Origin of the sequence: Reinekea sp. G2M2-21 (genome assembly GCF_015687175.1) — a bacterium.
Lineage (GTDB): Bacteria > Pseudomonadota > Gammaproteobacteria > Pseudomonadales > Natronospirillaceae > Reinekea.
The window spans coordinates 56,936-68,742 of sequence record NZ_JADPQG010000009.1 but is presented as its reverse complement, the minus strand read 5'-3'; the positions used below and the strand labels follow the sequence as shown (position 1 = coordinate 68,742).

The window sequence follows — 11,807 nt, the reverse complement described above, 5'->3', positions numbered from 1 at the left end:
ATACAGCGAAAGACGGCCGAATATTAATGATAATGGTTATCATTTGCAAATAAGAATCAGAATCATATCCCTTACAGAAAAGGCACCTTCCCTGTCAAAAACCACTTCTAAATTACCAAAAATTACTTATAATGCCACTTAAGGTAATTTATAGGAGTGATCGACGTGTTTCAAAAGACCTATCACACCGTCAGTGATGTGGCTGAGCTGCTTTCTCTACACCCGAAAACCGTCTTAAAGAAAATCCAATCCGGCGAGCTCGAGGCTTCCAAAGTGGGGCGGCAGTACCGAATAACAGAAGCTCAGTTGCAGGCTTTTAGCGGTGAAACAAAACCGGAACACAATACACAGCGCTCCTTGCTGGTGTCGACCGTTGTGGATATCGACGCCATTTCCACCGACGAAGGCAACCGAATAACCAACACTCTGCTCGCAGCCGTTTCTCAGGCGGGAGGCGGTATCCGCATTGATGCAGTTGACTACCCTGAATTGGGCAAGCTCAAGCTGATTATCAATACCAGAGACACTCAAGACACAGAACACTTGCTGGCCATGCTCGGCCAGTTGCTGGAGCCGCTACGATGAACATTTGGAAAAGTCCTCAAGGTCAAGATCGCGTACTGACTCGGTACGAGGAAATTCTGCAAGCCTGGCCGGTTGCTCATGAACGTAAATACGTGGAAACATCGCAGGGTCGCACGCACGTCATTGTGTCCGGTCCCGTGGATGCCCCTCCAGTCTTGTTACTGCACGGCAGCACCTCGAATAGCTTTTCTTGGATGGGCGACATCGCTGAACTGGCCAAGGCTCATCGGGTGTATGCAGTTGACCTTATCGGAGAGCCCGGCCTGTCGTTCGCAAACCGGGCGAGTTACGACAGTGGCGTCTATGAAACTTGGCTGCACGATTTACTCGACCAGCTGACGATTCCCGCATGTTCGTTCGTGGGTCTGTCACTCGGCGGATGGATGGCACTTCGGTTTGCACAGGCATTTCCAAACAGAGTTGAACAGCTGGTATTGATTTGCCCCGGCGGGTTAGCACCCACTAAATCCAGTTTTCTTGTCAAAGCGATTTTATCTACCTTCTTTGGCGCTGCCGGTCGTCGATGGTTGTGGCAACAGATTAACGGTGGTAAACCCATCGACGCGGATCAGGAAAAATTGAAAGCAGCCATCGAGTTCAGCCAATTGATCAGTCAGTATTTTCGCCCAAGAACGGCACCCTTGCCGGTATTCACAACGCAACAACTGAGTCGCCTGCAGATGCCGATTCAACTATTTTTTGGCGACCGGGACTGTGTTTTGAATGCACCTTCATCAGTTAAACACATTTCGCAGGCCTGCCCACAAACGCAGGTCAATTGGCTTCCCGATACAGGGCATTTAATTGTGGGCAGAGGAAAAGAGGTGGCCAATTTTTTGGTTGCTAGGGCCGCCCACTGCAACTTTTAAAGCAATAAGAAACTGTCACAGCAATTCGCTGATTAGGGTCCTTCGTATGGGATAGCACACCTTTCTTTTACCAAAGGCATACCAGGCGATTAGCTGTGCTAGATCTTTTTAAGGCATAGCGGAAAACCTATGTTTTGACTACGCATTTAAAGCGCTCAAAAATACGGTCTACCCAGCATAGTCAACCGGCCGTCAACCGCCGATCGACAAAAAATATTTCTTGCTAAAACCCAAAAGAAAAACAATACTTTCGTCGTTCAAAACCCTGCTTTCAGACACCTACTGAAGTCATCCAAAAGGGTATAGGTGGCGCACTCGCTCAGTGGACGAATGTGTCGGTTCTCGCCGAAACATTCTCGATAAACGCGTTTTTGTCAGGCAGTACTGGATGATTAGCAGAATCTATCACATAGATGTGGCCAAAGGCCTATCTATCTTTTTTGTGGCACTCTACCACAGTAAAGTGCGTTTATACTTGCCGGATATCGTCGAACCAATGGCCCTTTTTAGGATGCCACTGTTCTTCTTCCTATCTGGCGTCTTTTTAAAGTGGGACAGCCCCCCAAAACAATTTTTTTTAACGAAAACCGAAGCTCTACTAAAACCTTACTTCATAGTTCTTTTCTTTGTATTGCTGTTCGATGTTATTTTTGGAAATGAAGAATTATGGCCAAAAGCTTTAGGAATTCTCTATGGCAATGGAGATACAATCGACTGGGCGCCAATGTGGTTTTTACCTCATCTGTTTACACTTTATCTTTTTGGCTATTTATTAATACATTACTTTAAATTTCATACTTACCCTTTGCTTTTAATAGTTTTAATTCTTTCAACTTTTCTTTTCATAGGCAGCCAATCTATTAGTTTATTCTGGTATAAGAATGTTCATCTTTTTGACGCATTCAGTCAAAGACCGGGCTTGCCCTTTAGTCTGGATCTTACACTGACAACGTCGGTCTATTTCATCTTGGGATTCTGTATTAGGCAGCAAGTCGTTAATTATAAGGGTCAACTATCTGTCTTTGTCTTTGCGTCATTAGTGTTTGCGGGAATCTGGATTATTACCGATGCATATATTGACCTCAACAAACGCATCTACACTCAACCTTTTTTTGCGACCATAGGTGCCTTCTGTGGTATCTATTGCGTTATATATGTTTCTTCTTTTATTTGCAGAGTATCGTGGCTTCGTTACCTTCCTTTGAAACTAGGGGAAGCAAGTCTTTACATTCTCATTTTCCACTCAGTCATTCAGCGCCAATTTTATTCAATTTTTTCCGAAGGGATAACAAATGAAGTCGTCCTTATGGCAGTTGGCACCTCTGCGTTCTTTGCCAGTATAATGATCTCCATTGCAATAAAATATCTAGTCAGACGCAGCAATATACTCTCTTTGATATTCTCCCCATTTCATTCGAACGTCCTTTTCCAGAGACTTCATAGCCATATTCATCATAAAAAAGGTCCGAACACTTGAGACTGGTCACATACAACGAAATTCCGCCAAGACTGTTTTTAACGATTCCAAAGGCTACTCAAAGCTAGGAAGGTCTGATTGGTTCACACCCACTCACTACCTAGGGCAACTCTGATTAATTCGAATCACCTCAGTCCTATCAGATCGAAGGATGAGCGAGGCGTGTGTTGCAGGGAATGGCGAGTCCTTTTCAAAACACACAACAAAGCTCAGTCATCGATCTGAAGGACCCGGAGGGCGGGGCTGAAATGGCAAATTTCGTTGTTAAGTCCTTTGCCAAGATAATGAATATTGCCTGCAGAACTTGCCTCGAATTTTGCGCATTTCTTCACCCGCTGAGGTAGAGAGCAATTATTCAGAGGTGCCCTAGAAGTAAATCAGCTGAGCGAGGCATGCGTTGTGGGGATTAGAGCCTTGGTTAAAGCTCAGTTATCTATCTGATAAGACTGAGGTGATTTTAATTAATCAGTGGCACGCAGTAGTGGAAATATCGCAAATGTCATTCATGCATCCTCGACTATAACGAACATGCGAAAGTTAGAGAACCGCAACACGGCTGACTGCCATAGAAACAACCAACACTTTGGTTTCGAGCTTCATGAAGCCTTTAACATTACTTAAAAACTACCCAAATACAAAATGATTCCTCTGCATCCTGCATATAAGTTTGATCCAGCAGCCACATAAACGGCCAGAGTAATTAAGTATTGAGGCATTAAACTGCAGAAATAATTGCACTGTATTGGGTAAATGCCGTAAAGATCGTATTGACCTCAATTAGTAATTCCAGTGCCAAATGGTACCGCTCTCAACACATCAAACCTAAAAACACCTTAGCGCTCCATGGCACCTTTACCCGCGATAATTTTATCGCGGAATTTTTCAATACGGGCGACGCGAGTTTCAGATTTTTTTGCACCATTGAGGTTAATCACATAACTGCGTTGACGCCCGGGTGTTAACGCATGAAACGCTTCGGCCAGTTGCGGGTCGGCGTCGAGTGCTTCAGCCAGTTCATTTGGCAACTCAAGTTCTCTTTGCACTTTGACGGGTTTAATACCGGCGTCGGCAAAACCTTTTAGTTCTTCAATATACGCTTTCAAGATGGGGGCGAGTTTCTTCACCTGTTTGTTATCGGTCAGTCGCACCACACTGGGTGTTTGGGCATTTGGACCGTTCGGGACCAAAATACCCTCAGGGTCGGTCAACAATTCAGCGTTGAAAAAACTGAAGCGAAAATCGGAACGGAAGGCACCAAATAATGCGATATTGCGGTCGCCATACATGTAGCAGGGGTGAGCCCACTTCACGGTTTCCACTAAGCCTGCATCCAGGCACAGTTTACGCAGCTCGTTTAAACCATCGATCCATTGTCGAGTTGAACAGTCCGGCGTATCGAAGCGGTCGCAGCGGCCACAACCTTTGGTAAAAAAATCATCAGCGTTGGTAATCATCATGGCATATGCCTGCCTCGGTTCATTGTAACGTTTTAACACAATGGAACGTTTTCGAAAGATGCTCCGCACGTTAACTCAGCAGCAGGGTTCAAATCAATGACCGCTCGACGCGCCCCAAACCCTTTTCTTAGACCACTGCTTGGTAAAGGTTTTCGCACTCGGCTGTCAGTGCGGCCAGCCAATCGGTAGGCTGCGAGTCTGGCGTGCTCAACCCTTTTAGCAGTTGGAACACGTAATAACCAAACCAGGCTTTAGCGACGGCGTAACATTGCGCTTCCGCTTTACCCGTCAGGTCTGTCTGTAAACGTTCACTGACCTGTCGGATGAAACCTTCCATCTGTTGTTCAAAGTAGCTCAAATCAAACAATGCGTTTTGCATCAGCGCAACGGAAAAGGCGCGGTCCTCCGCGTAAAATTCATAGAAAAATTCGGCAAAGGTGGTGAAGTATTTCAACCCTGTTTCCTGTTGCGCCAACACCGGTGCATGTTCGGCCAGACGGGCGTCTATCTTGTCGTGAAACAAGGCCTGAGTGAGTACTTGCTTATCCTTAAAGTGCGAAAAGACGGTGCCAATGGCAACACCGGATTCTTTCGCAATCATCCGGGTCGATACCTTGTCATACCCCTGATCTTGAAATAATCGCTGCGCTGTTTGCAGTATTAATTCCTTGGTGCGCTGCTTTTGCAGGTCCCGACTCATGGCTGGACTTCTCTCACTGAATAGACATCCGCGCAGTGTACAGGGATATTACGATTTTTAAAATGAGCTTGCTCATTGAGCACGCTCAATATACGATGAAATCCAACTCAACCACGGAGACGAACATGGTTATCATCAATGGCGCTGGCATCGCCGGTCTTACCCTGGCCAATGCGCTGCAGCGTAAAAATATCCCTTTTGTGGTGCTGGAACAGGCCGAAGCACTGCAGGTTCTCGGTGCTGGCATTGCCCTGCAAAATAATGGTTTGGCGATACTGGAGGCTCTCGGGTTAGCAAAGGAACTGGCGATATCACCGGTTTTACAATTGGGTGTCGGTCCGTTTAACCGCTTCCGAAGAGTGACGATGGAGGGCGTCGGTTTGCGCTGCCATGTGGTGCATCGCAGCCATTTGCAGCAGATGCTATTGACGTCGTTACCGCAAGAACAGATCCGCCTTGGTACGTCCATTTCGCAGCACGAGTTAAATGCCGATTCGGTGTCTGTTACCCTGAGTGATGGCAGTCAGCTCCATGGCAAATACCTGGTGAATGCCGCCGGTATTCGCAGTGAACTGCATGCGCCCGCACAACTGCGCGATTCTGGTCTTTGGTGTTGGCGCAGCGTGGTGCCTCTCACCCGCCCGGTCACCTGTTTCAGTGAAGTGTGGTTTGGTAAGCAGCGCTTGGGGTTAGCCCCCATTGACGAACAGCGCGCGTATCTGTTCCACGTGATAAAAACAAAACCCGGGCAACACCCTGAAAAAATATCCACCGCACAACGTGAACAATGGATACGCGAACAGCATGCAACACTGGCAGACATTACCGCACTCGATTTACACAATGCCACTTGGGTATCGCACCCAATTCAAGACCGTACCATCGATTGGGGTCACGGCAGGCTGGTTGCCATTGGCGACGCGGCCCATGCCCTGACCCCGAATCTGGGTCAAGGTGCCGTGCTCGCCATGGAAGATGCCATGGAACTCGCCACCATCATTTCCAATAATATTGTGAACCCGGCGCAAGAATTGGCTCGGCTGCGTCACCGTCGCGTCGCGCACATGCATCGACTCAGCTGGTTCTTTGGCAAGATGGCGCATGCCGATGGCAAGATAGCCCTGAAGTTAAAATCACTCGCGTTCCGTCTATTACCCATGCGCAAAAACTTGGCTGCGCAGGTCTCTTGGATGAACGCATTCAATCATCGTCTCAAGGAGCTATAACATGACACAAGCACTTTTTGCGCGTTATTTATTGGCCATCGCCCTCGGCCACCTTATAGTCGGCGCGTTTTTGTTCGCACCGTATCTCACGGAAATTCCTGCACGCGGCTGGGTGAATGCAACCGGACCTGACAATATGGAAGGCGCGGTCGCTATTTGGTTCATGCTATTTGCCTGGCCGCTGTTGCTGATAGTGGTGCAATTCTGGCACAGCGAGTCCAAGGTAAGTCGGCCTTTTTTGTGGCTGTGTGTTGTCGGTTCTCTGTTCGGTATCAGTCTAATGCCCGCCAGCGGTTTCTGGTTGATGCTGATACTGAGTGGTGCAGGGTTAGCTCGTAACAGGAAGCAAGACGTGAGCGTATTGAGCTGATATCAATGCACAATTCTTTGTTAAGTCCTTTGCCAAGACAGTGAATATTGCCTGCAGAACTTGCCTCTAAATTTGCGCATGTCGGCACCCGCTGAGGGAGATGGCAATTATTCACAGAGGTCCTAGCATTTTTCTATGCCGTGCTACACTGAAGGTTACGAAAAAATCCGTCACATGATTGAGACGTGAAACAAGCTAACAAACGAAAAGGTGGAGTGATGAAACGCATATGGATAGGCGGCGGCCTGGCTCTGATGGCCGCTGTTTCTGTCGGGTGGTATTGGTCGGGAATACATACTGTTTCTGATCAGCCGTTGCTGAGTTCCTCTTCAGAAACGCAGACAAAACAACCCACAAACCCGATGCTCGCCGACCCCCTCGCAGCCGCACATCAAGAAACCACCGCATCCAAAGAAGCATTGCAAGCCTATGACGAATACGAACGCGTGTTCCAAATCAGCGATGCCATTCACGAGTTCATGAGCCATCGCGACGAACTGACGGAGACCGAACGCGAAGTACGACGTTTTGAACTGCAGCGCCAGCTGAATCAATTGGAAGCAACCAATAAGATATCGAGTACCGAATCGCTGGCACTGCAACTGGCGTTTGTTGGCGACGATGAAGCAGGGAAAACACAAGCTCTGGCGTTACTCGAAGCCTATGAACGAGAACGACAAGCTCGGCTTGACGCATATAAGGCAAACCCGGACCCAAAATTTCAAGACTACAAAACCCGCGAAGCCGATATTGTTCAGGAAGTTATGGCCATGGAATTTTACCCGGACGGCCTGAGTCAACAGGAGTATCTCGCCAAACGACTGGCTGAAGCCCGTAAACAAGCATACGGACCTTAAGACAGCGCACAAGTGCGCTGTCTGTTCCGATATTTACAAGGCTTGATCCAACAGCCAATACAGCAAGTTAAACCCTTTTTGGTAGTCACTCACGGTATCGGTTTCGGATGCTTGCATCACCGCGCCCTGACCTTCCATCACGTTTTCCACAAAGTCTTTCAGTTCCAAACCCGCCTGCTGAATGTCACTGTTGTTAAATTCTATGATGGTGGTGCAGTGGCTTTCGTTCACATCACGGAACCGGGGCAGGTAATAACCAAAATTATCGTAGGCGGCTAAACGCGACTTCAACTGTTCGGTATCCTGGTACCAGCGTTCATGGATGCGCGCTTCGCGTAATGCAGGATCAGCTTCATCATAAATATCTTCATAAAAACGCTCATAAGAATAGGACGAGTAATTCATGTCTTCCCAGAAATGCGTTTGGCCCAAGCGATCGTTCGGATATTGCTCCGCCAATGCAGCGTAGAGCGTTCCGATATCATTGAGATCGAAATACGCCAGTTCAGATTGCAAGTAACCGAGTGGTCCGTCGTCCAAACCCCACACATTCCGAATAGTGTTGTGCAACCGTAACGATGGGTAGTCAGTGTCACTGCCGTTTACGGGTGCTGGGAAAATAGGGCCGCTGTCGTTGATCAGGTAACTGCGTTGCGGTGCGAGATCCCGGCGCAAGGGGTGATAGTTAGCAATGCTGCCCGCGCCCCCGGCGCTGCATCCTGTTACCAGCATCTGCCCGCTGCGCTGCAGGTTATCACGCAGCCATGCGGTTGCAGCACGCAGGTTTTTTATGCCGTTGTGGTACCACACCAACGGATCGCCTTCCCCGCTTGGGTCTTCATACAGGGCGACGCGGTCACCGGCGTATATGTCTCCGGTACAGTAAGGCAGGTAGACCATATTCCATTCTTGCGATTTCGTGGCCGTCCATGGGTGCAACCGAAACACAAACGGGCTTACCAGTGTTGCAGATGGATTCATCAGGCTCATGTAATCGTCCGGTATGCCATCGGGGTTTCGCGCACCGCGAATGCCGGTTTGTCCGGTGCAGCTTTCGTAATCCCAACAGGCGCCGCCCCCTTCCATGTACACCACCGTATTACTGGTGTGAGCCACGCGATTCACAAAAAATTTGTAAGGAGAACCGTTACCGCACAACGCCCCCGTACTGGGATGCATTTCGACCGTTTGCCATTCCAGATAGGCGCCAGGGCGAAAGCCATCGTCTACCCATTCTGGGTTCGGGGTTAAAGGGTATTGCTGGGCCTGGCGTTCCGCGTCAGTGACGGGATGATCGGCGGTTCGGGGTGAAAACAGATTCCCCAAAGTCTGCCAAAAAGAATAGTCGCCCAATTCTGCCTGCGCAGGCAGTGAAACACTGATGAGCCCGAGCAAGCCCAACAGCGTGTATACCGGTTTTTTTAACATAAAGGTCTCTCTCCAAGTATGAGACCCACTTCCTTCCGACCAGCATCCTATTTATTAACGGTGCCTTCCTGGCAGGCCGGTACTACAGGTACGACAGCAGGTTAAACGCAGACTAGACGGCGCTGACCGGTACGCAAAAAACTCGGTTTACTTCGCAATTTTTGCGACGCTGTTCGCAAAGCACTGTGCAACTTCTGGAAACAATCCGCCTTTAAAGTGACTGATTTTTAACCTTAAGTGGTTAGGTGGGTGTTTTTACTTTCTTGGCATAGCCAAAGAACATAACCCATATCCCAAAGAAAACGACCAGCAGTAGCCCGTGGTACCGCACATGAATGGTCAGTTCAACGCAAGTAAAGTGACCGGTTAAAACTGGGGGTTAATTCCTCTTTGGGGCGGCCAATCCATATCATTTTTTGTTGATCGCCCAATCTAACCGATTATCAGTTTTATAGGCTTTCCTGGATGGACTGCCATCCGTATATTCGATACTCAATGTTGTTAACTCATAGATAACAGACCATAGGGTTTCAAAACCAAGCCCCCTTTTGTACTGACACATCATCCCCATCTTCCCTGCCAACACATTCTTCAGATAGTCACTATCGATGTTCTGATCGTTTATCAGCGCTTTATGGACAACATCGTATCTTGTTTGAGTACTGTACCAATCCGACTCGGGTTTATTGTCGAATATTGCCATGTCACTGTGCTTGAACTGATTGGTCGATATGATGAAATCTTCATCATCTGCTGGGTAACGTACAACCGTCCTTTCGGGCGCCATCTCGAAGACAGCCATATTCCCCTCTCTGTCCGCAACGGTAATATTATGAGACGTGCAGACAGGAACCGTGGAGAGCAACGAGGCAGTCTCCGCCACGTTCTTACATTTTTCGAGAATCATCCTGACCAGTAAAAAGAAATTCAGTCCCGGTTTTACCGTTTTCGGGGCGACAAAATTTATACCTACGGCTAGTCCGTGTTCGTTAACTCCGTCTTCTTTCCCGATAAACCCGTCGCCGTGTCCAATAAAATAATAGCCATTGTCTGGTCGAATCAGCGCGGATTCTGTTGTTTTCTTCAGGTTCGAAAACATGTCATGGTTTCGACAGAAATAGACTTTGTTATCCTTTCTATAACTGAAGACCGTGCATCCAATGTCTCGACTGAATGCACCCAGCGTTATAATGAAGGTTCCAAACGTCACGAAGTCTATTTTCATGGCGTTTGCCATTGCCCGAATTTCATCCACGATTTCCGGGTAAATACTGGCACACAGGTTTAAGCTTTTCGCCCCAAACTGAAGATGCTTTTTATTGCTGGGCATTATGGAATCCAGACGAACCCCGTTTTTGTACAATAAATCCCCATAGTGAGTACCCATTTCCTCATGAGACCCTTTCAATCTTGGCTTATACATAAGATTTCCTCGCGTATGTCACCAATACTGTAGAGAAACTGATGCTTTAAAACTTGATAGTTATTGCTTTATTGGAACGTATATTTTCATTTCCCCTCGATTCTCGCTCAGGGAAAAGTCAGCGCTGTATTCTTCAAACACAACCCCATCTCCCAAACGGTAAGCGTTTTTTCGTAGCCAAACGAAGTAGATATAAGCGTAGGTCTGATAGATGAATTGAAAACCGTTCGTCAGAGAAAAACAGGCGTAGAGACCTTGTGGAATAACCTGTTGTCGCAATTCGCTACCTTCAGAATAATGGTTTACACCAACGAAGAACGGATACATTGAGGTTTCATGAAGAATTCTTGCGTCTTTGTTATCCGAAAGCCAGAGCGTATAACCTTTATCAGCGCTCGTATTCGTTTTCTGAATCCCTGTTAATGTGATTAGTTTTTCCCAGTACGAACCGATTTCATTATTCACAAAATCGGTCTCGCCTTGAATGCCCCATACTTCAGTTTTTTCGACAACCTTTATTTGTGGATGAACGTCCAGCTCGGTATAGAGATAGTGCAACTCGTCTACTGTTAATCTTTCCTGGGTTAACAGAGGATTGGAATGCATGCTTTTCTTGAACTTCGACGGTGTGATACCGAAAAATGATTTGAAAGCTCTGGTTAGGGCTTCATGCGAATTGTAATTACAATCTATTGCGACGGTTAAAACGCCTTCACCCTCGCTGATTCTTTCTGAGATAACCGTAAACCGCCTTCGTTTTACGTATTCCCCGAGCGTATATTTTGTACCAAGAAGAAACAGTCGGTGGAAATGATATCTGGATACATGAAACTCAGCGTGGATATTCTTTATCAGATCTTTCTCAAATAAATGACATTCAATGTATTCCAGAGAATGACATAGAAGTTCGAAGTACTGCATATACTACATTGCCACACATGAGTTTTTGATCATAATTCGTACCTACCATAGGTTTAGCAACGCTTAAGAACATCTTTGTAGAATGGGTAGATATGCTTTCCGTAATATCCCGAATTTAACAAGGGCACTTCAAGGTTAAAAATTAATTTCGGAATTATTATAGTCCCGAGAGAGTTTTCTAATTTTATACTTTTATAGTTCACGACCGAAACTACTGAGACATTCCGTTGAACAGTAAAAGCCTTTTCAGTGAACATGCCCCATGCCCCAAAGACGATGGCTATGTGGAACCCCTTGAAATTGTCCGTCAACATACTGTTTAACCGCAAAGTGTGAGTAGGGTCTCAGAAGAATGAACATCACCATTGACAAAACAAGCCCTATCGCTAGTAACAGGAAAACTTTCCTTGCTCTTAGTGCGCAATACCAGTGATACAACAAGTATGCAATACCAACCAATCCAACGAGTAAGCCAGGCGGACCGAAAGGGACCG

The 11,807-nt window shown here is 47.1% G+C and carries 11 protein-coding genes; 6 read left to right on the top strand and 5 right to left on the bottom strand.

Translation table 11 applies throughout. The features are described from left to right. The first annotated feature begins 165 nt into the window (after positions 1–165). The 3 genes from IYN85_RS22825 to IYN85_RS22815 all read left to right on the top strand — a co-directional run bounded on the left by IYN85_RS22825 (position 166) and on the right by IYN85_RS22815 (position 2,931). Complete coding sequence (locus IYN85_RS22825) at positions 166–585, top strand: helix-turn-helix domain-containing protein (RefSeq protein WP_196161278.1); 420 nt, start codon at positions 166–168, stop codon at positions 583–585. Next, positions 582–1,454, top strand: coding sequence for an alpha/beta fold hydrolase (locus tag IYN85_RS22820; RefSeq protein WP_196161277.1), 873 nt, complete (start codon positions 582–584; stop codon positions 1,452–1,454). Before IYN85_RS22825 ends, IYN85_RS22820 begins: the two co-directional genes overlap by 4 nt. Before the next feature lie 388 nt (positions 1,455–1,842). Next, positions 1,843–2,931 (top strand): acyltransferase family protein, encoded by a 1,089-nt coding sequence (locus tag IYN85_RS22815; RefSeq protein ID WP_196161276.1) that lies wholly within the window; start codon positions 1,843–1,845, stop codon positions 2,929–2,931. A gap of 833 nt (positions 2,932–3,764) precedes the next feature. Here IYN85_RS22815 and IYN85_RS22810 read toward each other — a convergent pair. Continuing rightward, a complete protein-coding gene (locus IYN85_RS22810; protein ID WP_230390927.1) occupies positions 3,765–4,388 on the bottom strand; it encodes a YdeI family protein in 624 nt (207 codons plus the stop codon). Between the two features lie 127 nt (positions 4,389–4,515). Next, entirely contained in the window at positions 4,516–5,088 is a 573-nt protein-coding gene (locus IYN85_RS22805; RefSeq protein ID WP_196161275.1) for a TetR/AcrR family transcriptional regulator, read from the bottom strand. 125 nt (positions 5,089–5,213) lie between these two features. Here IYN85_RS22805 and IYN85_RS22800 point away from each other — a divergent pair, with 125 nt between their 5' ends. From IYN85_RS22800 to IYN85_RS22790, 3 genes are all read left to right on the top strand, one after another. Next, positions 5,214–6,314 carry an NAD(P)/FAD-dependent oxidoreductase gene (locus tag IYN85_RS22800; protein WP_196161274.1) on the top strand — a complete coding sequence of 367 codons (1,101 nt, stop codon included), beginning with the start codon at positions 5,214–5,216 and terminating at the stop codon, positions 6,312–6,314. A 1-nt stretch (position 6,315) separates the two neighbouring features. After that, complete coding sequence (locus IYN85_RS22795) at positions 6,316–6,684, top strand: DUF6463 family protein (protein WP_196161273.1); 369 nt, start codon at positions 6,316–6,318, stop codon at positions 6,682–6,684. Positions 6,685–6,902: 218 nt separating this feature from the next. Then, the gene (locus IYN85_RS22790; protein WP_196161272.1) at positions 6,903–7,541 is read left to right on the top strand and encodes a hypothetical protein; all 639 of its coding nucleotides are present in this window, start codon (positions 6,903–6,905) and stop codon (positions 7,539–7,541) included. A gap of 33 nt (positions 7,542–7,574) precedes the next feature. Here IYN85_RS22790 and IYN85_RS22785 read toward each other — a convergent pair whose 3' ends face one another. From IYN85_RS22785 to IYN85_RS22775, 3 genes are all read right to left on the bottom strand, one after another. Then, entirely contained in the window at positions 7,575–8,969 is a 1,395-nt protein-coding gene (locus IYN85_RS22785; protein ID WP_196161271.1) for a pectin acetylesterase-family hydrolase, read from the bottom strand. 409 nt (positions 8,970–9,378) lie between these two features. Continuing rightward, positions 9,379–10,392, bottom strand: a complete 1,014-nt coding sequence (locus IYN85_RS22780) for a C45 family peptidase (protein WP_196161270.1) — start codon at positions 10,390–10,392, stop codon at positions 9,379–9,381. A 60-nt stretch (positions 10,393–10,452) separates the two neighbouring features. Continuing rightward, entirely contained in the window at positions 10,453–11,313 is an 861-nt protein-coding gene (locus tag IYN85_RS22775) for an AraC family transcriptional regulator (RefSeq protein ID WP_196161269.1), read from the bottom strand. Positions 11,314–11,807 lie beyond the last annotated feature (494 nt).

What these genes read in the sequence shown, in the direction of transcription:
- IYN85_RS22820 (WP_196161277.1), top strand. Translation starts at nt 582, where the DNA reads ATGAACATTTGGAAAAGTCCTCAAGGTCAAGATCGCGTACTGACTCGG.
- IYN85_RS22815 (WP_196161276.1), top strand. Translation starts at nt 1,843, where the DNA reads ATGATTAGCAGAATCTATCACATAGATGTGGCCAAAGGCCTATCTATC.
- IYN85_RS22810 (WP_230390927.1), bottom strand. Translation starts at nt 4,388, where the DNA reads ATGATGATTACCAACGCTGATGATTTTTTTACCAAAGGTTGTGGCCGC.
- IYN85_RS22805 (WP_196161275.1), bottom strand. Translation starts at nt 5,088, where the DNA reads ATGAGTCGGGACCTGCAAAAGCAGCGCACCAAGGAATTAATACTGCAA.
- IYN85_RS22800 (WP_196161274.1), top strand. Translation starts at nt 5,214, where the DNA reads ATGGTTATCATCAATGGCGCTGGCATCGCCGGTCTTACCCTGGCCAAT.
- IYN85_RS22795 (WP_196161273.1), top strand. Translation starts at nt 6,316, where the DNA reads ATGACACAAGCACTTTTTGCGCGTTATTTATTGGCCATCGCCCTCGGC.
- IYN85_RS22790 (WP_196161272.1), top strand. Translation starts at nt 6,903, where the DNA reads ATGAAACGCATATGGATAGGCGGCGGCCTGGCTCTGATGGCCGCTGTT.
- IYN85_RS22785 (WP_196161271.1), bottom strand. Translation starts at nt 8,969, where the DNA reads ATGTTAAAAAAACCGGTATACACGCTGTTGGGCTTGCTCGGGCTCATC.
- IYN85_RS22780 (WP_196161270.1), bottom strand. Translation starts at nt 10,392, where the DNA reads ATGTATAAGCCAAGATTGAAAGGGTCTCATGAGGAAATGGGTACTCAC.
- IYN85_RS22775 (WP_196161269.1), bottom strand. Translation starts at nt 11,313, where the DNA reads ATGCAGTACTTCGAACTTCTATGTCATTCTCTGGAATACATTGAATGT.